General features: G+C 71.8%; 22 protein-coding genes. 14 read left to right on the top strand and 8 right to left on the bottom strand.

The features are described 5' to 3' along the window. Positions 1–75: 75 nt before the first annotated feature. Together ACZ7MG_RS17220 and ACZ7MG_RS17225 are read right to left on the bottom strand one after the other, a co-directional pair. Positions 76–1,062: a hypothetical protein gene (locus tag ACZ7MG_RS17220; protein WP_471946143.1), complete on the bottom strand. Its 987-nt coding sequence runs from the start codon at positions 1,060–1,062 to the stop codon at positions 76–78. Between the two features lies 1 nt (position 1,063). After that, the gene (locus tag ACZ7MG_RS17225; RefSeq protein WP_471379874.1) at positions 1,064–1,600 is read right to left on the bottom strand and encodes an RNA polymerase sigma factor; all 537 of its coding nucleotides are present in this window, start codon (positions 1,598–1,600) and stop codon (positions 1,064–1,066) included. 352 nt (positions 1,601–1,952) lie between these two features. On the opposite strand from ACZ7MG_RS17225, the gene ACZ7MG_RS17230 reads away from it, so the two are divergent. Beyond that, positions 1,953–2,972 carry an aspartate-semialdehyde dehydrogenase gene (locus tag ACZ7MG_RS17230; RefSeq protein WP_471379873.1) on the top strand — a complete coding sequence of 340 codons (1,020 nt, stop codon included), beginning with the start codon at positions 1,953–1,955 and terminating at the stop codon, positions 2,970–2,972. A 78-nt stretch (positions 2,973–3,050) separates the two neighbouring features. On the opposite strand, the gene ACZ7MG_RS17235 is transcribed toward ACZ7MG_RS17230, so the two are convergent. Then, complete coding sequence (locus ACZ7MG_RS17235; RefSeq protein ID WP_471379871.1) at positions 3,051–3,557, bottom strand: DUF1203 domain-containing protein; 507 nt, start codon at positions 3,555–3,557, stop codon at positions 3,051–3,053. Between the two features lie 112 nt (positions 3,558–3,669). On the opposite strand from ACZ7MG_RS17235, the gene pepN reads away from it, so the two are divergent. Further along, the gene (pepN, locus tag ACZ7MG_RS17240) at positions 3,670–6,249 is read left to right on the top strand and encodes an aminopeptidase N (protein ID WP_471379869.1); all 2,580 of its coding nucleotides are present in this window, start codon (positions 3,670–3,672) and stop codon (positions 6,247–6,249) included. A 61-nt stretch (positions 6,250–6,310) separates the two neighbouring features. Here pepN and ACZ7MG_RS17245 read toward each other — a convergent pair whose 3' ends face one another. Further along, positions 6,311–7,303 carry an EamA family transporter gene (locus ACZ7MG_RS17245; protein WP_471379868.1) on the bottom strand — a complete coding sequence of 331 codons (993 nt, stop codon included), beginning with the start codon at positions 7,301–7,303 and terminating at the stop codon, positions 6,311–6,313. Between the two features lie 151 nt (positions 7,304–7,454). Here ACZ7MG_RS17245 and ACZ7MG_RS17250 point away from each other — a divergent pair, with 151 nt between their 5' ends. Next, a complete protein-coding gene (locus ACZ7MG_RS17250; protein WP_471379866.1) occupies positions 7,455–7,973 on the top strand; it encodes a MarR family winged helix-turn-helix transcriptional regulator in 519 nt (172 codons plus the stop codon). A 160-nt stretch (positions 7,974–8,133) separates the two neighbouring features. Here the strand turns inward: ACZ7MG_RS17250 and ACZ7MG_RS17255 are convergent, their stop codons facing one another. The 3 genes from ACZ7MG_RS17255 to ACZ7MG_RS17265 form a co-directional block, all read right to left on the bottom strand. Beyond that, positions 8,134–8,400 carry a hypothetical protein gene (locus tag ACZ7MG_RS17255; RefSeq protein WP_471379865.1) on the bottom strand — a complete coding sequence of 89 codons (267 nt, stop codon included), beginning with the start codon at positions 8,398–8,400 and terminating at the stop codon, positions 8,134–8,136. Positions 8,401–8,694: 294 nt separating this feature from the next. Next, a complete protein-coding gene (gene malQ, locus ACZ7MG_RS17260; protein WP_471379863.1) occupies positions 8,695–10,881 on the bottom strand; it encodes a 4-alpha-glucanotransferase in 2,187 nt (728 codons plus the stop codon). Next, positions 10,882–11,118 (bottom strand): hypothetical protein, encoded by a 237-nt coding sequence (locus tag ACZ7MG_RS17265; protein WP_471379862.1) that lies wholly within the window; start codon positions 11,116–11,118, stop codon positions 10,882–10,884. Positions 11,119–11,307: 189 nt separating this feature from the next. On the opposite strand from ACZ7MG_RS17265, the gene ACZ7MG_RS17270 reads away from it, so the two are divergent. The 3 genes from ACZ7MG_RS17270 to ACZ7MG_RS17280 are packed head-to-tail and all read left to right on the top strand — an operon-like array spanning position 11,308 to position 13,906. Then, positions 11,308–11,841, top strand: coding sequence for a PadR family transcriptional regulator (locus tag ACZ7MG_RS17270; RefSeq protein WP_471379860.1), 534 nt, complete (start codon positions 11,308–11,310; stop codon positions 11,839–11,841). After that, positions 11,838–12,551 (top strand): ABC transporter ATP-binding protein, encoded by a 714-nt coding sequence (locus tag ACZ7MG_RS17275; protein WP_471379859.1) that lies wholly within the window; start codon positions 11,838–11,840, stop codon positions 12,549–12,551. The genes ACZ7MG_RS17270 and ACZ7MG_RS17275 overlap by 4 nt, the downstream gene beginning before the upstream one ends. Further along, entirely contained in the window at positions 12,548–13,906 is a 1,359-nt protein-coding gene (locus ACZ7MG_RS17280; RefSeq protein ID WP_471379857.1) for an ABC transporter permease, read from the top strand. The genes ACZ7MG_RS17275 and ACZ7MG_RS17280 overlap by 4 nt, the downstream gene beginning before the upstream one ends. A gap of 134 nt (positions 13,907–14,040) precedes the next feature. Here the strand turns inward: ACZ7MG_RS17280 and ACZ7MG_RS17285 are convergent, their stop codons facing one another. Further along, positions 14,041–15,144: a mechanosensitive ion channel family protein gene (locus ACZ7MG_RS17285; RefSeq protein ID WP_471379856.1), complete on the bottom strand. Its 1,104-nt coding sequence runs from the start codon at positions 15,142–15,144 to the stop codon at positions 14,041–14,043. Between the two features lie 315 nt (positions 15,145–15,459). Here ACZ7MG_RS17285 and ACZ7MG_RS17290 point away from each other — a divergent pair, with 315 nt between their 5' ends. The 8 genes from ACZ7MG_RS17290 (at position 15,460) to ACZ7MG_RS17325 (ending at position 24,104) form a co-directional block, all read left to right on the top strand. Beyond that, complete coding sequence (locus tag ACZ7MG_RS17290) at positions 15,460–15,996, top strand: HNH endonuclease (RefSeq protein ID WP_086753161.1); 537 nt, start codon at positions 15,460–15,462, stop codon at positions 15,994–15,996. Positions 15,997–16,194: 198 nt separating this feature from the next. Continuing rightward, complete coding sequence (locus ACZ7MG_RS17295; RefSeq protein ID WP_471379854.1) at positions 16,195–17,031, top strand: hypothetical protein; 837 nt, start codon at positions 16,195–16,197, stop codon at positions 17,029–17,031. 152 nt (positions 17,032–17,183) lie between these two features. Next, positions 17,184–18,416 carry an ROK family transcriptional regulator gene (locus tag ACZ7MG_RS17300; RefSeq protein ID WP_471379853.1) on the top strand — a complete coding sequence of 411 codons (1,233 nt, stop codon included), beginning with the start codon at positions 17,184–17,186 and terminating at the stop codon, positions 18,414–18,416. A 136-nt stretch (positions 18,417–18,552) separates the two neighbouring features. Next, positions 18,553–19,890: an ABC transporter substrate-binding protein gene (locus tag ACZ7MG_RS17305; RefSeq protein WP_471379851.1), complete on the top strand. Its 1,338-nt coding sequence runs from the start codon at positions 18,553–18,555 to the stop codon at positions 19,888–19,890. A 33-nt stretch (positions 19,891–19,923) separates the two neighbouring features. After that, positions 19,924–20,865, top strand: coding sequence for a carbohydrate ABC transporter permease (locus ACZ7MG_RS17310; protein WP_471379850.1), 942 nt, complete (start codon positions 19,924–19,926; stop codon positions 20,863–20,865). Next, positions 20,865–21,770 (top strand): carbohydrate ABC transporter permease, encoded by a 906-nt coding sequence (locus tag ACZ7MG_RS17315; protein ID WP_471379849.1) that lies wholly within the window; start codon positions 20,865–20,867, stop codon positions 21,768–21,770. The genes ACZ7MG_RS17310 and ACZ7MG_RS17315 overlap by 1 nt, the downstream gene beginning before the upstream one ends. Before the next feature lie 7 nt (positions 21,771–21,777). Further along, positions 21,778–23,043 carry a 6-phospho-beta-glucosidase gene (locus ACZ7MG_RS17320; RefSeq protein WP_471379848.1) on the top strand — a complete coding sequence of 422 codons (1,266 nt, stop codon included), beginning with the start codon at positions 21,778–21,780 and terminating at the stop codon, positions 23,041–23,043. Positions 23,044–23,147: 104 nt separating this feature from the next. Then, positions 23,148–24,104, top strand: a complete 957-nt coding sequence (locus ACZ7MG_RS17325; RefSeq protein WP_471380536.1) for an N-acetylglucosamine kinase — start codon at positions 23,148–23,150, stop codon at positions 24,102–24,104. The last annotated feature ends 263 nt before the right edge of the window (positions 24,105–24,367 follow it).

Consider the following 24,367-nt stretch of genomic DNA (forward strand, 5'->3'; position numbering starts at 1 on the left):
TATTGAGAAAAACGGAGGGGCGGGTGTCCGGACGGACACCCGCCCCTTCGTCCTGCTCCCCCTCCGTTCAGCGGCTCACTCGCACCCCAGCGTCTTCGCCTCCGGCAGCGCCGCCTCGATCCAGGCCCGGTCGCGGGCGATCTCCGCCTCCTTCGTGGTCCAGAGGTCCGGCTGCGCGCTGTCCCTCGGGATGCCGACGAGGACGTGGTCGCCCTTCTTCAGGCGGGGGTCGACGTTCTGGTCCATGGGGAAGACGACCTGCTTCTTGCCCTTGTCGGGCTTGATCCAGTGGTCCACCTCGACCGTGATCCGGTCCTGCTCGACCCCGGGCACGGGTTCGACCTCGGTGACGGTGCCCTCGACGATGAGCCGGGCGCAGGACACGTACCCCGCCTCAGCGCGCAGGTCGGATGCGCCGCCGGCGTCGCTCTGCGCCTGGCCCTCCGACTTGCTGGCGGTGCCCGAGTCGGACGACGTCACGTTCGCCCCGCCGCCGGTCTGGACGACGACCCAGCCGATACCGAGGACGACGGAGGCCGCCGCCGCGGCGGCGAGGGTGCCGAAGGTGATCTTCAGGGCGCGCCGGGCGCGGGCCCGGGACGGCCGCGGCGACAGGGGTGTCACCGACGCGGTGGGGGCCGTCGCGGGCCCGGACACCCGCCCGGGGTCCGTCTCGGCACCGGCCGCGTCCCCCGGCCGCGCGGCCCCGGATCGCCCCGGCGAAGCCCCGGCCACCGTGTCCTCGCCCGCCGCCGGCACCGGTCCCGCCAGCGCGTCACCGATCAGCCCCAGCTGCTCCCGCAGCAGCGCGATGTCACCGGCGGCGGCGTCCCGGGACGCCAGGAACTCGGGGTCCCGCAGCGCCTCCTCGGGCAGCGGTTCGTCGAGCAGCGCCGCCAGCAACGCGTCCATACCGCCGTGGACGGGGCCGTCGAAGGTGAGGTCGTCGAGCGTGGGGGCGTCGAGCGTGGGGGCGTCGAGCGTGGGGGCGTCGAAGGTGGGGTCGTCGTACGGCGGGGTCTCGTGCCCGGCGTCGTGCCGGCTTTCTTCGTGGGCGGACACGTCACACCACCTCGTCCTCGTGCAGGCGGGTGCGCAGCGCGCGGACCGCCGAGTGGAGCCTGCTCTTGACCGTGCCCTCGGGGATGCCCAGCTCGTCGGCGATCCCGCGGACCGGCAGGTCGGCGTAGAAGCGCAGGACGAGCACCTGGCGCAGGGCGTCGGGCAGCTCGTCCAGGCCCCGGGCGACGGCGAGCGAGAGCACGCTGGAGTCCTCGCCGGAAGGCAGCTCGTGCTGGCGCAGCGAGGCCAGCCGCTCACCCAGGCGCTCCTGGCGGCGCTTGGCGCGGTGCCAGTCCATCGCCAGGTTGGAGGCCACCACCGCCGCCCACGCGGACACGTCCCGCGGGGCCTCCCGGCCGCTCGCGGCCCGCTCCAGCAGCCGCAGCCGTACCTGCTGTACCCCGTCCAGCAGGTCCGACTGCGGCACACCGCCGAGTGCGAGCACGGCCCGCACCCGCCGTTCCTGGGCCGCGTCCAGTGGGTCGTCCGCCTCCGTGACCCCCTGGACGTGGCGCGCCTTTCTGCGCAGCACAGCCACCCCTCCCCCCTCCCGCGTTTCCCCTACGACGCCGGTGCGGGCCGAAACGTTCGGCCGGTTCGGCCCGACTTTCCCGCCGAGGCGCAGAGGCGTACGTCACACCTTCGCGTGCACCCGGGTGCCGTGGGCAGGGTCGAGGCAGCACAGCTTGCGGTACGGGGCCTCCGTAGGGCGAATTTCTCCAGTTCAGCGGGGGTGGCGGCCATAGAAGCGGCTCCGCCGCCGGGGTGGTCGCGTCCCGTCCCTCGGGCGTTCCGGTCAAAGGATTGGACACACGGGCCGGGACTGACCGCATGATGGAAACGCCTCGGTCATGCCGCAGACACACACAAGCCACGTAAAAGGAGTCGCCGTGAGGGTCGGAATCGTCGGAGCCACCGGTCAGGTCGGCACGGTCATGCGCGGGATCCTCAAGGAGCGTGACTTCCCGACGCGTGAGCTGCGTCTGTTCGCGTCCGCCCGTTCGGCCGGTTCGGTCATCGACGGGGTGACGGTCGAGGACGCGGCGACGGCCGACTACTCGGGCCTCGACATCGTCCTGTTCTCCGCGGGCGGCGCGACCTCGAAGGCGCTGGCCGAGAAGGTGGCGTCGCAGGGCGCGGTCGTGATCGACAACTCCTCCGCGTGGCGCCGCGACCCCGAGGTGCCCCTCGTGGTCTCCGAGGTGAACCCGCACGCGATCGCCGACCGCCCCAAGGGCATCATCGCCAACCCGAACTGCACGACCATGGCCGCGATGCCGGTGCTGCGTCCGCTGCACGAGGAGGCGGGCCTCGAAGCGCTGGTCGTCGCCACCTACCAGGCGGTCTCCGGCTCCGGTCTCGCGGGCGTCGCGGAGCTGCACGGCCAGGTCCAGAAGGTCGTGGGCGACGCGGAGAAGCTGACGCACGACGGCTCGGCGGTCGACTTCCCCGAGCCCGGCGTCTACAAGCGGCCCATCGCCTTCAACGTGATCCCGCTGGCCGGTTCGATCGTCGACGACGGTCTGCACGAGACGGACGAGGAGCAGAAGCTCCGCCACGAGTCCCGCAAGATCCTGGAGATCCCCGGGCTGAAGGTCTCCGGCACCTGTGTCCGCGTCCCGGTCTTCTCCGGGCACTCCCTCCAGGTCAACGCCCGGTTCGCCCGGCCGATCTCGGTGGAGCGGGCGACGGAGCTGCTGGGCGGCGCGCCCGGCGTGGCCCTCTCCGACATCCCGACCCCCCTCCAGGCGGCCGGCCAGGACCCCTCCTTCGTCGGCCGCATCCGCGTCGACGAGACCGTGGACAACGGCCTCGCCCTCTTCGTCTCCAACGACAACCTCCGCAAGGGCGCCGCGCTGAACGCGGTCCAGATCGCGGAGCTGGTGGCGGCGGAGCTGAGCGAGAAGTAGGCGGGCCTCGCCTTCTGACGGGGCGTCACCCCAGGTGGGGTGACGCCCCGTCCGCCTGTGCCGGGGCCTCCGGGACCGTCAGGGGCGCCGCACCTCGTAGAGGAAGCAGCCGTACTCGACGGCCCGCACGTGCACCAGCGCGACCTCGGGGTCCGCGAAGGCCTCGGCGAAGGCGGCGTCGAAGCCCTCGGGTCCGGCGGGCTCCTCGACCAGCCGTCCGCCGAGGATGCGTCCGTCGGCGGAGTAGCGGCGGACCGTCCGGGGCTCGTTGTCGAACGGATGAGTGTCGCCGGTCCGGGCGGGTCCCGGGCATGGCTCGGCGTGGACGAAGACGGGACCCTGCTCGCCGTACGGACCTGGATCGGCTCCCGTCTCCGCCGCCCAGCGGCGCAGGGGCGCGTAGGAGAGCAGGACGATCCGCTCGCCCGGCGCGCCGTGCCGCAGGCAGCAGCGCAGCGGCGCGCCGCCCTCCCCGTCAGTGAACGGCTCGCGTGGTCGCCCCGAGTCGTCCGCGGAGCGGAGTTCCGTCAGCGCCTCCGGGCCGATGGGGCGCGCAGTGTACGTCGTTGCCGTCTGCGTGGTCATGTGCCCAGGCTCGCGTGTGTACGGCCTGTTCACCGGCGGGAAACGGACATCGCGCTCTCCGCCGGTGCCATGGAAGGATGGCGCAACCCACACATACCGAGGAGATGACCGCGTGCCTGGCACAAACCTGACCCGCGACGAGGCTCAGCAGCGGGCGGCGCTGCTCAGCGTCGACTCGTACGAGATCGATCTCGACCTCTCCGGCGCGCAGGAGGGCGGCACCTACCGGTCCGTGACCACGGTGCGCTTCGACGTCGCCGAGACCGGCGCGGCGTCCTTCATCGACCTGGTGGCCCCGGCCGTCCACGAGGTGACCCTCAACGGCGACGCGCTGGACCCGGCGGAGGTCTTCGCGGACTCCCGGATCGCGCTCCCGGGCCTGCTGCAGGGCCGCAACATCCTGCGGGTCGTGGCCGACGCCGCGTACACCAACACCGGTGAGGGCCTGCACCGGTTCGTCGACCCGGTCGACGACCAGGCCTATCTGTACACCCAGTTCGAGGTGCCGGACGCCCGCCGGGTCTTCGCGTCCTTCGAACAGCCGGACCTGAAGGCCACCTTCCAGTTCACGGTGAAGGCGCCGACCGGCTGGACCGTCATCTCCAACTCGCCGACGCCGGAGCCCAAGGACGACGTCTGGGTCTTCGAGCCGACGCCCCGGATCTCCACGTACATCACGGCCCTGATCGTCGGCCCGTACCACTCCGTGCACAGTGTGTACGAGAAGGACGGGCAGAGCGTGCCGCTCGGCATCTATTGCCGGCCGTCCCTCGCCGAACACCTGGACTCCGACGCGATCTTCGAGGTCACCCGGCAGGGCTTCGAGTGGTTCCAGGAGAAGTTCGACTACGCGTACCCGTTCAAGAAGTACGACCAGCTGTTCGTGCCGGAGTTCAACGCGGGCGCGATGGAGAACGCGGGTGCGGTGACCATCCGCGACCAGTACGTGTTCCGCTCGAAGGTGACGGACGCCGCGTACGAGGTCCGCGCCGAGACCATCCTCCACGAGCTGGCCCACATGTGGTTCGGCGACCTGGTGACGATGGAGTGGTGGAACGACCTCTGGCTGAACGAGTCGTTCGCCACCTACACCTCGATCGCCTGCCAGGCCGCCGCGCCCGGCTCGCGCTGGCCGCACTCCTGGACGACGTTCGCCAACTCCATGAAGACCTGGGCGTACCGGCAGGACCAACTGCCGTCCACGCACCCGATCATGGCGGAGATCAACGACCTGGACGACGTCCTCGTCAACTTCGACGGCATCACGTACGCGAAGGGGGCGAGCGTGTTGAAGCAGCTCGTCGCGTACGTCGGCCAGGACGAGTTCTTCCGGGGCGTGCAGGCGTACTTCAAGGCGCACGCGTACGGCAACACGCGCCTGTCCGATCTGCTGGGCGCCCTGGAGCAGACCTCGGGCCGCGACCTCAAGTCCTGGTCGAAGGCGTGGCTGGAGACGGCGGGCATCAACGTCCTGCGCCCGGAGATCGAGACGGACGGGGAGGGCGTCATCACGTCCTTCGCGATCCGCCAGGAGGCCCCGGCGCTGCCCACCGGCGCGAAGGGCGAGCCGACGCTCCGCCCGCACCGCATCGCGGTCGGCCTGTACGAACTGGACGACGACAGCGGCAAGCTGGTCCGTGACGAGCGCGTCGAACTGGACGTGGACGGCGAACTGACCGCCGTACCGCAACTGGTGGGCAGGCGCCGCCCGGCGGTCGTCCTCCTCAACGACGACGACCTCTCCTACGCGAAGGTCCGCCTCGACGAGCAGTCCCTCGCCTTCGTCACCGAGCACCTCGGCGACTTCGAGTCCTCCCTCCCCCGCGCGCTGTGCTGGGCCTCGGCCTGGGACATGACACGTGACGCGGAGCTGGCGACCCGCGACTACCTGTCCCTGGTCCTGTCCGGCATCGGCAAGGAGTCCGACATCGGTGTCGTGCAGTCCCTGCACCGCCAGGTGAAGCTGGCGATCGAGCTGTACGCCGACCCGATGACCCGTGAGGCGCTGCTGACCCGCTGGACGGACGCCACGCTCGCGCATCTGCGCGCGGCCGAGGCCGCCTCCGACCACCAGCTGGCCTGGGCCCGCGCGTTCGCCGCGACCGCCCGCACGCCCGAGCAGCTGGACCTCCTGGAGGCCCTGTTGGAGGGTACGCAGACGATCGAGGGCCTCGCCGTCGACACCGAGCTGCGCTGGTCCTTCGTGCAGCGGCTGGCGGCGGTGGGCCGTTACGACGAGGCGGAGATCGCCGGCGAGTACGAGCGGGACCGGACGGCCGCCGGTGAGCGGCACGCGGCCACGGCCCGTGCCTCCCGCCCGACGGCCGAGGCCAAGGCGGAGGCCTGGACCCAGGTCATCGAGTCGGACAAGCTGCCCAACGCGGTCCAGGAGGCCGTCATCGGCGGCTTCGTCCAGACCGATCAGCGGGAACTCCTCGCCGCGTACACGGACAAGTACTTCGAGGTGGTGAAGGAGATCTGGGAGTCCCGCTCCCACGAGATCGCCCAGCAGATCGCCATCGGTCTCTACCCGACCGTGCAGGTCTCGGCCGACACCCTGCACAAGACCGACACCTGGCTGACCACCGCCGAGCCCAACGCGGCCCTCCGCCGCCTGGTCTCGGAGTCCCGCTCCGGCGTGGAACGCGCCCTGAAGGCCCAGGCGGCGGACGCGGCGGCGTCCACGGCGTAACGAGCTCCGCCGATACGTGGGAGGGGGCGCCCGGTGACTTCACCGGGCGCCCCCTCTTTTGTCAGTCGCGGGCCTTGGCGGAAGCGGCGGGGCCGATGAGCGATGCCCCCGGCCGCCGTGTTCCACCGCCGCGTGGCGCACCCGGTGACCGACCGCTCGACGTCGCCGTACGCGGCTGGAGCTGGCCCAGGACCGTCGCGCCGAAGGCGATGGTCATGCCGAGGAGCTGGAGGGGAGTGAGGGACTGGCCGAGGGCCGCCCAGCCGACCACGGCCGCGGTCAGGGGGGAGAGGGGGCCGAGGAAGGTGACCTGGGTGGCGGAGAGGCGGCCGATACCGCGGAACCAGAGCCAGTAGGAGACGGCGGTGTTGGCGAGGGCGAGATAGAGGTAGCCGCCGATCGCACGGGTGTCCAGGGCCGGGGGCGCCCCCTCGATCAGCAGGGCGAGCGGGGCGATCAGGAGGCCGCCGGCGGTCAGCTGCCAGCCGGTGAGCGCGAGCGGGCCGACACCGGCCGGGCGGCCCCAGCGCTTGGTCAGGACCGTGCCGGTGGACATGGAGGCGGTGGAGGCGAGCGCCGCGAGCAGCCCGACCGGGTCCAGCGCGCCCGCCGCCTTCAGGACGACCAGGCTGACGCCGAGGGCCGCCGCGATGCCGGTGAGCAGGGTGCGTACGGTCGGCCGGTCCCCCAGCAGGACGGTCGCCAGGCCCGCCACGAACAGCGGGCCGACCGAGCCGACGACCGCGGCCATACCGCCCGGCAGCCGGTACGCGGAGAGGAAGAGCAGCGGGAAGAAGGCGCCGATGTTCAGCGCGCCCAGCACCGCGGCCTTCCCCCACCAGATCCCGCTGGGCAGTCTGCGCGAGAGCGCCAGGAGCAGCAGTCCCGCCGGCAGGGCCCGCAACAGGCCCGTGAACAGGGGGCGGTCGGCCGGCAGGAACTCCGTGGTCACGGCGTACGTGGTGCCCCAGGAGATCGGGGCGAGCGCGGTCAGGGCGATGAGGGGCAGACGGCTCGCGGTGGGGGTGGTGTGCGCGGGGGCGTGCGCGGTCATGGGAGGCGTCCTTCGCGGCGGGGAGGGCCAGTCGGTCGGCATGGTCGGTCGAGCAGGGCAAATTACCTTGCTCGCAACTAGCTTAGCGCTAAGCAACTTTCCGTCAAGCCACTTTCTTGCGGCCGACCCATCGGCGTCCGATACTCACCCCATGAACGCGCGCCCCGAGCCCGACCGGCCCCTCCGCGACCCCGTCGACGCGATCGTCGACCAGTGGGCGCTCGCCCGGCCCGACCTCGACACCACCGCGATGGAGGTGTTCGGCCGCGTCAACCGCCTCTCCCGGGCGGTCGGCGACCGGATGGACAAGACGTACGCGCGGTTCGGGATCTCGCGCGGCGAGTTCGACGTGCTGGCGACCCTGCGGCGGTCCGGCGAGCCGTACACGCTCTCGCCCCGTGAGCTCTCCGCCACCCTGATGCTCACCACCGGCGGGATGACCGGCCGCCTCGACAAGCTCGAACGCGCGGACCTGCTCCGCCGCTCCCCCGACCCGCACGACCGCCGCGCCCTCCAGGTCACCCTCACGGACGAGGGCCTGCGCCTGATCGACGACGCCGTCGTCGCGGGGCTCGCCGTCCAGACCGAGGCACTCGCCCACCTCAACGCCGAACAGGCCGGCCAACTGGCCGGCCTGCTGAGACTGCTGGTGATGGGCACGGGCTCGTGAACGCCACGCTGTCGCCCGCCGGGCGCTCGTCCAGTGCCCCGGGGCAAGGCAGTCATCCCCGCCGCGTTCCCGGAACGCGTCGAGGGCACCCCCGGCGCACTGGTGTGCGGAGGGTGCCCTCGATGGAACGTTCGGGTGGGAAGGGGTGGGGCGGAGGCGGTCAGGCCTTCGCGGCCTTCGCCTTGCCCTTCGCCTTCGGCTGACGGTCCGTCGACCCGTCCAGGACCATCACGAGGCCGGCGATCACCGCGAACAGGGCGAGCGGCGCGACGACGAAGAGGCCGAGCGTCTCGATCACGCTGAGGCCCGGGCCCGGGTCGTCGCCGTCGTCGGGCGTCAGCGCGAGCGCGGGGGACGACATGAGCAGCATCATCAGCGTCGTACCGGCAGCCAGGGCGCCGGCGCGCAGGGCGTTCTTCTTGTCCACGCGCTAAAGGTAACGAACGTGGGTGAGCCGCGCGCGGGCGGGGGGCGCCTTGCGGCTTCCGGGGGCGCCTAATAGCTCGGGGGTGCGGGTCGTTTTGGCGGGTGCGGGTGCGTCGTGGTTGCTCGCGCAGTTCCCCGCGCCCCTGAAAAGCAGGGGCTGCGCCCCGTGCTTTTCGATCCCGCCCCCGGTCGCCTTTCAGGGGCGCGGGGGCCTGGTCTTTTCAGGGGCGCGGGGAACTGCGCGAGAAGCCCCACCGGGCCCGCACCCGCCAAAACGACCCGCACCCCCGAGCTACTAGGCGCCCCCACCCACCCCCCGCAGCACATCCACCAACGCGTACAGCCGAGGAGACGCCGCCAGTTCCTCCAGCGTCACGGGGCGACCGGTCGCATCCGCGATCGGGAGCCGCCAGTTCGGATACTGATCCCACGTGCCGGGCAGGTTCTGCGGCCGCCGGTCACCGAGGGCGTCGGGGAGCCAGAGCCCGACCATCCGCGCCGGCGTGCGGAGCAGAAAGCGGTGGAAGGCCTGGATCCGGTCCTCCTCGGAGGTCGTGGAGATGCCCCCACCCGCCCCGTCCAGCAGCCCCAGCCGGGCGAGCAGCGCCAACCACTCCCCCGCGTCGGCCGCCGCCTCCGCCCGTTCCTCGTCCAGCGAACGGGTCAGCAGCCCCAGCCCGTGCCGCAGCTCGACGTGGTCGCAGGTGAGCCGGGAGGCGGTGGGCGGGAGGTCGTGGGTGGTGGCGGTGGCGAGACAGTTCGCGCGCCAGCTCTCGGGCGGGAGGGGCCGGCCCGTGCCCTCCCAGTCGCGTTCGAACCACAGTACGGACGTCCCCAGCACACCCCGCGCGTCCAGCGCCTCGCGGACCCCCGGCTCGACCGTGCCGAGGTCCTCGCCGATCACCAGGGCCCCGGCCCGCGACGCCTCCAGGACCAGGATCGCGAGCATGGCGTCGGCGTCGTAGCGGACGTACGTGCCCTCGGTCGGGGCCTGGCCCTGCGGCACCCACCAGAGGCGGAACAGGCCCATGACATGGTCGATGCGCAGGGCGCCCGCATGGCGCAGGAGGGCGCGCAGGAGGTGGCGGTAGGGGGCGTATCCGGACTCGGCGAGGCGGTCGGGGCGCCAGGGCGGCAGGCCCCAGTCCTGGCCGCGGGAGTTGAAGGCGTCGGGGGGCGCGCCGACGGACATGCCGGCCGCGAAGTACGCCTGCTGCGCCCAGGCGTCGGCGCCGCCGGGGTGGACGCCGACGGCCAGGTCGTGGACGAGCCCGATCGGCATGCCCGCGTCGCGCGCGGAGCGCTGCGCGGTGCCGAGCTGGGCGTCGGTCAGCCAGGCCAGCCGGGTGTGGAAGTCGACGCGGTCCATCAGCTCGCCCCGGGCGCGTGCCGTCTCGGCGGAGCGCGGGTCGCGCAGACCGGCCGGCCAGCGCTGCCAGTCGGAGCCGTAGACCTCGGCGAGCGCGCACCAGGTGGCGTGGTCCTCCAGCGCCTCGCCCTCCTCGGCGAGGAAGTCCCAGTAGGCGGCCCGCCGCCCGGGCCCGAGTTCCACGGCACACACCCGTTCGAGGGCCTCGCGCTTGAGGTCCCAGACCGCGTCCCTGTCGATCAGCTCGCCCTTGTCCAGGACGGCTTCGCGCAGCCGCCCGGCCCTCTCCCGCAGGGCGTCCGGGGTGGCGGCGTACGGGTACTCTTGGATGTCCTCCACGCGCAGATGGACCGGGTCCGGATAGCGGCGGGAGGACGGGCGGTAGGGGGAGGGGTCGGTGGGGGTGCCGGGGACGGCCGCGTGCAACGGGTTGACCTGGACGAATCCGGCGCCGAGGGCGCGGCCGGCCCAGGCGGTCAGCTCGGCGAGGTCGCCGAGGTCGCCCATCCCCCAACTGCGCCGCGAGAGGAGGGAGTAGAGCTGGACGAGGAGGCCGTAGGTGCGGCCGGGCGGGGCGGGCAGCCGGGCCGGGGCCACGACGAGGTGGGTGTCGGCGGTACGGCCGTCGGGGGTGGTGGCGCGCAGGGCGTGCACGCCCGGGGGCAGGTCGTCGAGACCGGAGCGGAATACGCCCTGACCGGTCTCGACAGGCGCGCCGTGCCCGGTCTCGACCCGTGCGCCCTGCTCGATCTCGACCCGTGCGCCGTGCTCGATCTCTATGCGTTCGCCCTGCTCGGTATCGATGCGCAGCCGGGTGCCGTCCGGGAGGGCGGTCAGCGCGGCGGGCGGCTCGCCGTCGGCCCAGCGGACCACGGTCGGCGGCAACAGCCGTGCGTCCAGCTGCCGTTCGCGTGCCGCGAGGGCGGCGGTCACGGCCTCCGGGGTGCTCGCGTCGACGTCCAGCGCGGCGAGGGCGGCCACGACCGCGCCGTCCGAGGCCGCGACCGTACGGTCCGGGGAGGGGCTGTAGGAGGTGGCGACGCCGTGGAGTGCGGCGAGCCGGGCCAGCGGGGTGCCGGGCACCGGGCCCGAACCCCCTGGGTCTTCGTGCATCTAGACCCCCGATGCGGCGCCGTGGGACGTGGGTTCGCTGGTGAGCGGGGCCGCGTCGGTGAGGGGCGGCTCGCTGGTGAGGGGCTCGGCGTCCGGGAGCGGGGGCTCACTGGTCAGGGGGACGTCGGCGCAGGGTCCCTCGGCGCTGAAGACGCAGAAGTGGGGCTCGTGGAGCTCGTACGGCTCCGCGGTGCGTTTGGAGCGGGCCGGGGTCGGAAGGTGGGTCTGTACGGCCACGGGGGCCTCCTGGTCGTCGTACGGCGGTGATGCCGGTGGTGGCGATGGGTGCGGGTCCGGGGTACTCCAGCCCTACCCAGCGGGCGGCGCCGCAGACGTGGGCGGGCGGACATCGTGGCGCGGGTCACTCGGAAGTGACCCCGACTCCGCTATTCACTCAGTACATATACTCAGTGCATACTGGAGCGCATGAGCACCCGTCACATCCTGTTGGGGCTGCTCGCCGGTGGGCCGAGCCATGGCTACGACCTCAAGCGACGGCACGACGAACGCTTTCCGCAGGCCCGCCCGCTGGCCTACGGACAGGTCTACACGACCCTCCAGCGGCTGGTCCGCGACGGGCTGGCCGAGATCGACGGCACCGAGGCGGACAGCGGCCCGGAGCGGACGATGTACCGCTCGACGGCCGAGGGGGCGCGCGAACTGGCCGGGTGGGCCGGGGAGATCACCCCGCCCGCGCCGTTCGTGACCAACGAGATCTTCGCCAAGCTCGTCGTCTCGATCCTGGCCGGCGGCGACCCGGCCGCCTATCTCCGGGCGCAGCGCGCGGCGCACATGGCGCGCATGCGTGAGCTGACCACCGTGAAGACCACCCCGGGCGCCGATCTCGCGACCGTGCTCGCGGCGGACTACGCCCTCAACCATCTCGACGCCGACCTCCGCTGGATGAACACCACGGCGGCCCGGCTGACCACCCTGACCGCGGAGGTCGACGCAGCATGAACGAGAAGAACGCCGGGCCCGCGCCGTTGCTCACGGCCCGCGGACTGGTCAAGGAGCACGGCAGGACCCGGGCGCTGAGGGGCGCGTCGGTGGAACTCCGGGAGGGCGAGATCCTCGCCGTCACGGGGGCCAGCGGCAGCGGGAAGTCCACACTGCTGCACTGTCTGGCGGGCATCGTACGGCCGGACGAGGGCTCGGTGGCGTACGCCGGGAAGCGGCTCGACCAGCTCCCGGAGAGGGACCTCAGCGAGCTGCGCCGGACGGACTTCGGGGTCGTCTTCCAGTTCGGGCAGCTGATACCGGAGCTGACGGCCGTCGACAACGTCGCGCTGCCGCTGCTGCTGGCCGGCACCGACCGCCGGGCCGCGCGGGAGCGGGCCGGTGAGTGGCTGGAGCGGTTTGGTGTACGGGGGCAGGAGGAGCAGCGGCCCGGGGAGATGAGCGGCGGCCAGGCCCAGCGGGTGTCGCTGGCGCGGGCGCTGGTGACCACGCCGAAGGTGGTGTTCGCGGACGAGCCGACGGGGGCGCTGGACTCGCTGGCGAGCGAGCAGGTGATGGCGGCGCTGACGCACGCGGCCCGGGAGTCGCGTACGGCCGTGCTGCTGATCACGCACGACGCTCAGACCGCGGCGTACGCGGACCGCGAGGTCATGCTGCGGGACGGGATCGTGGTGTCCGAGGCCGGCGTGGCGCTGGAGGTGTCCCGGTGAGCAGGCTGACCAATGATCTGCGTCTCGCCCTGCTGCTGACCCGGGGTTCGGACCGGCGGGAGTGGTGGCGGGTGACACTGACGGCGCTCGGGGCGGCCCTGGCCACCGGCCTCGGCATGGCCGCCGCCTCGCTGGCCTCGCTGGAGGGCCAGTACAGCGTGGGGTTCGGCAACGGGCTGCTGAACCAGCCCGGCGAGCGTTCCGGAGTGATCGTCACCCTGCTGCTCCTGCTGGTCCCGGTGCTCGGGCTCCTCGGCCAGTGCGCCCGGGTCGGCGCCGTCCAACGTGACCGGCGGCTGGCGGGGCTGCGGCTGGCCGGGGCGCCGGTGGCCCAGGTGCGGCGGATCGCGGCGCTGGAGACCGGGGTGGCCTGTCTGCTCGGCTCCCTGGTCACCACAGTCTTCTTCGTGCTGCTTCTGCTGAGCGTGTGGACCCCGCCCGCCCTGGCCTGGGCCGGTGTCGCCCTGATGACGTTCGGGGTGCCGGCGCTGGGCGCGGTCGCGAGTGCGCTGGCGCTGCGCCGGGTGGTGGCCTCACCGCTGGGCTGGGTGCGCCGGGTGCGGCCGAGCACGGGGCGCGGGCCCGGGTGGGTGTTCCTGGGCGCGGTGGCCCTGGTGGTCGCCGGGGCGCTGCTGGCCGTCGCGAACACCAACCGCGACATGCCCGACCGTTCGTTCAGTCAGGTGCCGCTGATGCTCGGCGGCGCGCTGCTCGCGGTGGGGGCCGGCGCGGTGCTGCTGTCCGGCGTGGCCTCGAAGCTCACCGGGCGGCTGCTCGCCCGGCGCACCGGGAACCCGGCGGTGCTGATCGCCGCCGAGCGGCTGCGCGACGCCCCGTGGGCGGCGGCCCGCACCCATGCGGCCGTTCTCATGGGGGTCGTGGTCGGCAGCGGATTCATCGGGGTACGGCAGGTGCTGCTCGCGGACATCGCGAGCAAGAAGTACCTGGCCGAGCGGGACGACTTCTACCTCACGGGCCTGAACCTCACCGCCGCCGCCATCCTGGCCGGCTTCGCCATCACCCTGTTCGGGCTGGCGGTCGGCACCGCCGAATCCCACGCCACCCGCCGCCGGGGCCTCGCCGCACAGGTCGCCGCCGGCGTGCCGTACGAGGTGCTGGGGCGCGCCCTGCTGCTGGAGACGGCGCTTCCGCTGGCACCGTCGGTGCTGGTCGCCGGTCTCGGCGGCACCGCGATCGCCGTCACCTACGCCACGGCCTTCGGCGACACCCTGGTCATCCCCTACGGCGCCCTCCTGGTCCCGCTCGCCGTCTACGGCGCCTGCCTCCTGGCGGCGGCCACGACCCTGCCGCTGCTGCGCCGCACGGTCCGCCCGACGGAACTGCGGTACACGTAGGCCGGAAAGGCCCGGCGGCCCAGGAGACACGGGGGTGCTCCTGGGCAGCCGGAGGCGGCGGGAAGCACAGTGGGGGCGCCCGGATCTCTCCGGGCGCCCCCACTGTCACGCACAAGCCGCCGCGCGCCTCCGCGCTACTTCGGCACGCCCGAGGGCGCGATCGGCGTAGCGCGTTCCGACTGGGGCGAGGCCGTGTTGGCGTAGACGGACGGGGCCGACACACCGGCCGCCGGGTCGGCGTCCGGGTTGTCGGCCGCGAGAGCCGGGACGCCGCCGACGATGCGGATGTCGGCGGCGTCGAAGGCCTTCTTGATGCGCCAGCGCAGCTCGCGCTCGACGGTGAGGGCCTTGCCGGGCATGGTCTTGGCGGAGACGCGGACGACCATCGAGTCCAGGAGGACGTCGTCGAGGCCGAGGACCTCGATGGGGCCCCAGAGCAGTTCGTTCCAGGGGTCCTCCTTGCTCATCGCCTCGCCGACCTCCAGGAGGGTGCGGCGGACCTTGTCGAGGTCCTCGTCGTGACGGACGGTGACGTCGACGCCGGCCGTGGCCCAGCCCTGGGAGAGGTTGCCGATGCGCTTGACCTCGCCGTTGCGGACGTACCAGATCTCGCCGTTGTCGCCGCGCAGCTTGGTGACGCGCAGGCCGACCTCGATGACCTCGCCGGAGGCGACGCCCGCGTCGACGGTGTCGCCGACGCCGTACTGGTCCTCCAGGATCATGAAGACGCCGGAGAGGAAGTCCGTGACCAGGTTCCGCGCGCCGAAACCGATGGCGACGCCCGCGACACCGGCGGAGGCCAGCAGCGGGGCGAGGTTGATCTCGAAGGTGGCGAGGACCATCAGGGCGGCGGTGCCCAGGATGAGGAAGGACGCCACCGAGCGCAGCACCGAGCCGATCGCCTGGGAGCGCTGGCGGCGGCGCTCGACGTTGACCAGCAGACCACCCAGGGTGCCGCCCTCGACGCCGGGCACGGACCGGTTCATCCGGTCTATGAGCTTGGTGATCGCCCGCCGGACCACGACTCTCAGCACCGCCGCTATCACCACGATCAGCAGGACGCGGAGACCGATGGCCAGCCAGGTGGACCAGTTCTCCTCCACCCAGCTGGCGGCGTTGGTCGCGCTCTCCTGTGCGTCCTCCAGCGACGGCACGGCGGGCGTCGTCGACGTCTCGGAGGGAGACGGCGACGGCGTGGCGGCGGCCAGGAGGAGGGACAGGGAAGAAACGGACGACACGGCGGGTACCTCCAGGTGCGTTATCTGCCCTCCGGTACGACGGTCAAGATCCATCGGGTCACGGAAAGGTCACCGGACGGGCAGGCCCACCACACTAACGGGGCATTGTGTGGAGGTGGTCGCCATGTTCGAGGGAGACAGGGCGCTCACCAGGGAGTGAAGGGCGCACACGGCGGGGGATGAATCAAGGTGTGGTCGAAAACACTCCCGGCCCGTTACCGGGACATGGTGGCGCTTCCACCAGGCATGAGGGGAGACTGACTACGGATCGTCCACGGCGCGAGCCACGCGCCGCCGGCGTACAAGGAGGCATCCGTGCCGCACGTCCTGGTCCTCAACGCGTCGTACGAGCCGCTCGGTGTCGTACCGCTCCGCCGCGCGCTCGTCCTCGTCCTGGAGAACAAGGCGGTCTCCCTGGAAGAATCCGGCGCCTATCTGCACAGCGCGACCGTCACAGTCCCCGCACCCAGCGTGGTCCGGCTCAAGCGATTCGTCCGGGTTCCCTATCGGGGGCCCGTTCCTCTGACCCGTCGGGCGCTGTTCGCCCGTGACGGGGGCCGGTGCATGTACTGCGGTGGCGTCGCAACCAGCGTCGACCACGTCATCCCGCGCAGCCGCGGGGGCAAGCACGTCTGGGACAACGTCGTCGCGTCGTGCCGCCGTTGCAACCATGTCAAGGCCGACCGCCATCTCGTCGAGATCGGCTGGCGGCTCCGCCACAAACCCGCTCCGCCCACCGGGCTGGCCTGGCGCATCATCGGCACGGGCCATAGGGACCCGCGCTGGCTGCCCTACCTGCAGCCGTTCGGCGCGGACGACGCGTTGGCCCGGATCGACGGCATCTCCGCCTGACGGTCCGGGTTTTTGCATGGCCGGGTGCCTCTCGAAGGGGCACCCGGAACATCCACATCCGGTTGACCTGCGCATTCGTTACCGTCTTCACAGGCACCCCGCGTTCCCCTCGCACATGTGATCGCTTAGTGTCACCCCAACAGCGGGCCCTTGTTCTGGAGCGCAACGCCCAGGGGCCCGCTTCGAATGTGGGGACTCATGCGCAAGCTCGCCATAGGCGCCGCCGTGTCCGGCGCCCTGGCTCTCACCGGCCTGGCCGCGCCCGCCGCGCTGGCCGACTCGCCGGACCTGACCTTCGGCGCCGTCACGGTCAACAACGGCAAGCCGATCGTGGTCGGCACCAAGGCCGCCGTGACCGTGCCGGTCACGTACAGCGTCACGCGGCCGTCGGATCTCGTCATCGACTACAAGAACAACTTCCTGGGCATCGCGCTCTACCGGGGCAGGCTCGCCGAGCCCGACAACGCCATCGAAGGCGCCCCCAAGAAGTCCACCTGCACGACGACGGCGACGACCGACACCACGGTGACCGAGTCCTGCGCGACGACGCTGTCCATCGCTCCCCGGGAGTACCTCTTCGAGGGCGCGGACGCCACCACCTGGAAGGCGGCCGCGGTCTACACCGACGTGGCGGTCGACGAGGACGACTCCGACGACCACATCGGCTTCCACATGGGGACCGACGTCTGGGGCAACCTCGGCACCGCCAAGCTCCAGCGGCTCGCCAAGGCCACCGTCAACGCCACCCCCGAGCCGGCCGTCAAGGGCAGGACCCTGACCGTCAAGGGCACGCTGACCCGCGCGGACTGGAACACCGGCAAGTACGCGGGCTACAAGGGCCAGAAGGCGACCCTCCAGTTCAAGGCCAAGGGTGTCACCGCCTACACGGACGTGAAGACGGTGACCTCGGGCACGGCCGGCGCCCTGTCCACCACCGTGAAGGCGTCGAAGGACGGCTCGTACCGCTACAAGTTCGCGGGCACGTCCACCACCGCGGCCGTGACGTCCGCGGCGGACTACGTCGACGTGAAGTAGCCCCCGGCCTTCGTGGCCGACACCGCCCCCGGGTAACGACTCCGTTGCCCGGGGGCTTTTTTGGTGGCCGGATATTGACGCTCACCTGGTCTAGTCCTATCGTCCTGGCATCCGACAGGAAACTTTCCTAACAGTTGGGCAGGTGGCGGACCATGGCAGGAACCCCCCGCGTACTGCGCGCCATGAACGACCGCGCCGCGCTCGACCTGCTGCTGGAGCACGGGCCGCTCTCCCGGACCCGGCTCGGCAAGCTGACGGGGCTGTCCAAGCCGACCGCCTCCCAGCTCCTGGCCCGCCTCGAAGCCGCCGGACTCGTCATCGCCACGGGCACCGGCACGGACGGCGCCGGCACCGGCACCCCGGGCGCGGGCCGACCCGGCCCCAACGCCCAGCTCTACGCGGTCGACCCGACCGCCGCGTACGCCGCCGGCCTCGACGTCACCCCCGAACGCGTACTGGCCGCCGTCGCCGACATCACCGGCCGCACGGTCGGCGAGCACGCCGTCCCCACCCCCGGACGACGCCCCGCCGAACCCGTCGTACGCCAGGTCACCACCGCCCTCGACGGGGCCGTCAAGGCCGCCGGGCTCGTCCGGTCCGACGTACGCCGGCTGGTGATCGGCACACCCGGCGCCTTCGACCCCAACACCGGACGGCTGCGGTACGCCTCGCATCTGCCCGGCTGGCACTCCCCCGCCCTCCTCGGCGAACTCGCCGCCGCGCTGCCCATGCCGGTGGAGTACGAGAACGACGTGAACCTCGCCGCGCTGGCCGAACAACGGCTGGGCGCGGCCCGGGGCCACGAGGACTTCGTCCTGCTGTGGAACGAGGGCGGTCTCGGCGCGGCCGTGGTCCTGGGCGGCCGGCTGCACCGGGGGTTCACCGGCGGCGCGGGCGAGGTCGGCTTCCTGCCGGTGCCCGGTGTGCCGCTGGTCCGCCAGGTCACCAAGGCGAACAGCGGGGGCTATCAGGAGCTCGCCGGTTCGCAGATCATCCCCCGGCTCGCCCGTGAGCTGGGGATCTCCCCGATCCCGGAGGGGCCCTACGCCGAGGTCGCGGCGGAGCTGGTGGCCCGTGCCGCCGCCGACCCCGACTCCGGGTCCCACCGTCACCTTCTGGCCACGTACGCCACGGGGCTCGCGACCGGTATCGCGTCACTCGTGGCCGTACTCGATCCCGAACTCGTCGTCCTCAGCGGTACGGCGCTGACCGCCGGCGGTGAGCCGCTGCGGGCGCTCGTCGAGGCCGAGCTGGCGGAACTCGCGGCTTCCCGGCCGCGGCTCGTGCTCGGTGACGTACGTGCACACCCTGTGCTGCGGGGCGCGTTGGAGAGTGCGCTCGCGGCGACGCGGGACGAAGTCTTCAACACGTTGACGCTCCGCTGAGTTCGGCCGCGTATCAGGTCGTTCGAAAACTGCCGGCCCGTCGTGGCTGGTCGCGCAGTTCCCCGCGCCCCTGAGGTTTCCCGGGCGCGCCCCCTTCCTCGCAGATCACCCCATACCTCCCTCAGGAGACTCCGCCATGTCCGGAATATCCAAGAAAGCGGCTGTCGCTCTCGCCGCCACCGCCTCGCTGTCCCTGCTCGCCACCGCGTGTACCGGTCAGGCCGACAGCGGTGCCTCCGACGACCCGAACGCGAAGACGACGATCACCTTCTGGCACGGGTGGAGCGCGCCCGGTGAGGTGAAGGCGATCCAGGCGAACGTGGACCGGTTCGAGAAGGAGCACCCGAACATCACGGTGAAGGTCGTCGGGAACATCAACGACGACAAGCTCAACCAGGCGCTGCGGGCGGGCGGTTCGAGCGGGCCCGATGTCGTGTCGTCCTTCACCACCTCCAACATCGGCAAGTTCTGCTCGTCCGGGGCGTTCCTCGACCTGAAGCCGTTCATCGAGAAGTCCGAGCTGGACCTCGACAAGATCATCCCGAAGCCGATGCTGGACTACACCCAGTTCGAGGGCACCCGGTGCGCGCTGCCGCTGCTGGGGGACGCGTACGGGCTGTACTACAACAAGGACGCGTTCGAGAAGGCGGGCGTCAAGGCGCCGCCGAAGACGTGGTCGGAGTTCGCGAAGGTCGCCAAGAAGCTGACCAAGACCAAGGGCGACAGCTACGAGCAGCTGGGGTTCATGCCGAACTACCACGGCTACGAGACGGTCGTGGACCACTACATGTCGCAGTGGGACCACGCCTACTTCAACTCCGAGGGCAAGTCGAACATCTCCGAGGACCCGGCGTTCGCCGAGATGTTCACGTACCAGAAGAACCTGGTGAACTCGCTCGGCGGCTTCACGAAGCTGGAGAAGTACCGGAACACCTTCGGTGACGAGTGGGGCGCCAAGCACCCGTTCCAGACCGGCCAGGTGGCCATGCAGCTGGACGGCGAGTGGCGGCTCGGGATGGCCAAGGAGGCCGGGACCGACTTCGAGATCGGCACCGCGCCAATGCCCGTGGCCGACGACGAGGTGGACGAGTACGGCAAGGGCTTCCTCTCCGGCACGATCATCGGCATCGCCCCGCAGAGCAAGAAGCAGAACGCGGCCTGGGAGCTGGTGAAGTACCTGACGACCGACACCGAGGCCGTCGTCTCCTTCGCCAACGCCATCCACAACGTGCCGTCCACGTTCGCGGCCCTGAAGTCGCCCGACCTGAAGGTGGACGAGGGCTTCCAGACCTTCCTGGACATCGCCCAGAACACGCACTCGAACACCCCGCCGGCCTCCATCAACGGCTCGACGTACCAGACGACGCTGCAGGACTTCGGCTACCAGTACGAGTCCGGGAAGGTGACGGATCTGCAGAAGGGGCTGGAGAAGACCGCCGCGCAGATCGACACCGACATCGCCCAGGCGAAGTAGCGGTACCGGACGATGTCCTCGCACACCCTGCGCGTGTCCAGTGGCACGCTCCGCGCGAAGCGCCGCAGGTCGGCGCTTCGGACGGTGGCCTTCCTGTCACCCTGGCTCATCGGGTTCGCCGTCTTCTTCGCCTACCCGCTGATCTCCACCGTGTACTTCTCCTTCATGAAGTACGACGGCTTCGGTACCCCGGTCTTCCGCGGCCTGGGCAACTGGTCCTACGTCTTCGCCGACTACCCGATGTTCTGGCCGGCCCTGCGCAACACCCTCTGGCTGGTGCTGGTGATGGTGACCTGCCGGGTGGTGTTCGGGCTCGGCGTCGGCCTGCTGATCACCAAGATCAAGACGGGTACGGGTGTCTTCCGCACCCTCTTCTACCTGCCCTACCTGGCCCCGCCGGTCGCCGCGACCCTCGCCTTCGTCTTCCTCCTCAACCCCGGCACCGGACCGGTCAACGCGATCCTGGGCGACCTGGGTCTGCCGACGCCCGGCTGGTTCACCGACCCCACCTGGTCCAAGCCGGCGCTCACCGCGCTCGCGCTGTGGGGCGTGGGCGATCTGATGGTCATCTTCATGGCCGCGCTGCTCGACGTGCCCAAGGAGCAGTACGAGGCAGCCGAGCTGGACGGGGCCTCGGCCTGGCAGCGGTTCCGGTTCGTGACGCTGCCGACGATCTCGCCGATCGTGATGTTCGCCGTGGTCACGGGCGTGATCCAGACCATGCAGTACTACACGCAGCCCCTGGTGGCCGGGAAGGTCGCCTCCGGCATCATCGGCGGCTCCGGCCAGCAGTTCGAGCCCGGCTACCCGGACAAGTCGACGCTGACCCTTCCGCAGCTCGTCTACAACCTCGGCTTCCAGCGCTTCGACTACGGCTCCGCCTGTGTGGTCGCCCTCGTGCTGTTCGCCCTGTCGATGGTGTTCACCGCGCTGCTGATGCGGCGCAAGGGCGGACTGATCGGAGCGGGTGACTGATGACCCACGTACTCGACGCCCCCGACAGGACCGGGACCGTGGCACCGCCCACCGCTCCGGCGAGCGAGCGCACCGCCCGCCGCCGGGCCCTGCTGGAGTGGATCGCCGTCCACTCGCTCGGCGTCGCCGCCGCGCTCTTCTTCACCCTGCCGTTCGTCTTCGTCGTCCTGACCTCGCTGATGAGCGACCAGCAGGCGCTCACCCGCGACCTCGTCCCGGACACCTGGGAGTGGAGCAACTACCGGCAGGTGCTGGACACCCCCGGCTTCCTGACCTGGTGGAAGAACACCCTGATCTACGCGGGCCTGGGCACGGTCCTCACCGTCGTCTCGTCCGTCCCCGTGGCGTACGCGCTCGCCAAGTTCCGCTTCCGCGGCCGTAATCTGGCGCTGATGCTGGTCATCTCGATGATGATGCTGCCGCCGCAGGTCGTCGTGATCCCGATGTACCTGTTCTGGGCCAAGCAGATGGACCTGTCCGGCTCGCTGTGGCCGCTGATCATCCCGATGGCGTTCGGGGACGCGTTCTCCATCTTCCTGCTGCGGCAGTTCCTGACGACCATCCCGAACGAGTACCTGGACGCGGCCCGGGTCGACGGCTGCGGCGAACTGCGCACCCTGCTGCGGGTCGTCCTGCCGATGGCCAAGCCGGGCATCGCGGCCGTCGCCCTGTTCCAGTTCTTCTACGCCTGGAACGACTACTTCGGCCCGCAGATCTACGCCTCCGAGAACCCGGCCGCCTGGACGCTCAGTTACGGCCTGGAGTCCTTCAAGGGCGCGCACCACACCGACTGGAATCTGACCATGGCCGCGACCGTGCTGGTCATGGCCCCCGTGATCCTCGTGTTCTTCTTCGCCCAGAAGGCGTTCGTCGAAGGCGTCACCCTGACCGGAGTAAAGGGTTGATACAGCTATGAAGCTCACCGTGGTCGGCGGAGGCTCGACCTACACACCCGAACTCGTGGACGGGTTCGCCCGGCTCAGGGACACGCTGCCGATCGAGGAGCTGGTGCTCGTCGACCCGGCCGCCGACCGGCTGGAGCTGGTCGGCGGCCTGGCCCGCCGCATCTTCGCCCGTCAGGGGCACCCCGGCCGGATCGTCACCACCGGTGACCTGGACGCGGGCGTCGAGGGCGCCGACGCGGTCCTCCTCCAGCTCCGTATCGGCGGCCAGGCCGCCCGGCAGCAGGACGAGACCTGGCCGCTGGAGTGCGGCTGCGTCGGGCAGGAGACCACCGGCGCGGGCGGCCTGGCGAAGGCGCTGCGCACGGTCCCGGTCGTCCTGGACATCGCCGAACGGGTCCGCCGCACCAACCCGGACGCCTGGATCATCGACTTCACCAACCCGGTGGGGATCGTCACCCGGGCCCTGCTCCGGGCCGGCCACAAGGCGGTCGGCCTGTGCAACGTGGCGATCGGTCTGCAGCGGAAGTTCGCCGCGCACCTGGGCGTGACCCCGGCCGAGGTCCACCTGGACCACGTCGGCCTCAACCACCTCACCTGGGAGACCGGGGTCCGGCTCGGCGGCCCCTCCGGCGCGGACGTCCTGCCGAAGCTGCTGGCCGACCACGGCGACACCATCGCCGCCGACCTGCGACTGCCCCGCCCGGTCCTGGACCGCCTCGGCGTGGTGCCGTCCTACTACCTGCGCTACTACTACGCCCACGACGAGGTCGTACGGGAACTGGGCACCAAGCCGTCCCGGGCCGCCGAAGTGGCCGCGATGGAGCGGCAGTTGCTGGAGATGTACGCCGACCCGGCGCTCGACGAGAAGCCGGCGCTGCTCGCGAAGCGCGGCGGGGCGTTCTACTCGGAGGCGGCCGTCGACCTGGCCGCGTCGCTGCTGGGCGACGGGGGCAGCCCGCACCAGGTGGTCAACACCCTCAACGGCGGCACGCTCCCCTTCCTCCCCGACGACGCGGTGATCGAGGTTCAGGCCGCCGTCGGCCGGCAGGGCGCGGTGCCGCTGCCGGTGGAGGCCGTGGACCCGCTGTACGCGGGCCTGATGGCGAACGTGACCGCGTACGAGGACCTGGCCCTGGACGCGGCCCTGCGCGGCGGCCGGGACCGGGTGTTCCGGGCCCTGCTCTCCCACCCCCTGATCGGCCAGTACGCGTACGCCGAGGCCCTCACCGACCGCCTGCTCGCACACAACCGGGAGCACCTCGCGTGGGCGTGAGCGACGGCGTACGCGGTGGTTTGGCCACAGGGGCTCGCGCCGGTTCGGACGCGGGCGTACGCGGGCGTGACGGCGGGCGCGGGCGTGACGGCGGGCGTGGGAGCGTGCTCGCCGTCGACGCCGGCAACAGCAAGACGGATGTGGCCGTGATCGCGCCGGACGGGGAGGTGCTGGGCGCGGCGCGCGGTGGCGGGTTCCAGCCGCCGACGGTCGGGGTGACCACGGCCGTCGACGGCCTCGCGGAGATCGTGGGGCGGGCCCTCGCCGAGGCCGGGGTCGGCTCCGTCGACCATGTCTCGGCGTGTCTGGCCAACGCCGACTTCCCCGTGGAGGAGGAGCGGCTCGCGGCGGCACTGCGCACGCGCGCGTGGGGCGCGACCGTCGAGGTCCGCAACGACACCTTCGCCATCCTGCGGGCCGGCGTGGCCGAACCCCGGGGCGTGGCGGTGGTGTGCGGGGCCGGCGTGAACTGCGTCGGCATGCGCCCCGACGGCCGCACCGCCCGCTTCCCGGCGCTCGGCCGTATCTCCGGGGACTGGGGCGGCGGTTGGGGCCTCGCCGAGGAGGCGATGTGGCACGCGTCCCGCGCCGAGGACGGCCGGGGCGGGCCCACGGCCCTCGCCGACACGCTGCCCGCCCACTTCGGCCTGGACTCCGTGTACGCCCTGGTCGAGGCCCTGCACCTGGAGCGGATCCCGGCGCTCCGCCGCCATGAACTCACCCCGGTCCTGTTCGCCACGGCGAGCGCCGGCGACCCGGTGGCCCGCGCGCTGGTGGACCGGATGGCCGAGGAGGTGGTGACCATGGCGACGGTGGCCCTGACCCGCCTGGACCTCCTCGGCGAGGAGACCCCCGTCCTCCTCGGCGGCGGTGTCCTCGCCGCCCGTCACCCCCTCCTCGACGCCCGCGTCCGCGAGGCGCTGGCCGCCGCCGCGCCCAAGGCCGTCCCCCGGGTGGTCACGGCCGCCCCGGTGCTGGGCGCGGCGCTGCTCGGCCTCGACCGGGTGAGCGCGCCGCGAGCCGTGCACGCCCGCGTGCGGGCGCACTACGAAGGAGGCTGACCCGGCGCCCGCGCCACCCCTCACCCCTCCCCCTCGAACGCGTTCGAACCCGCAGGGAACCGAACCCGACCGAACCGCGTATTCATGGGCGGGGGGTGGTGCGGGAAGCCTTGTGCTGCGCCGGTACACGACGGGCACGGCACGTACGGACACGATCGGGGAACAAGATCGAGTCAGGGTCTGTGCGTTGTCAGTCCCGGCGGCGATACTTGCGGCCGTGCACCTCTGTCCGTGCGTGCGGGCGGACGTGCCGGACGGATGAC

It is taken from the genome of Streptomyces sp. NPDC107538 (assembly GCF_055657445.1).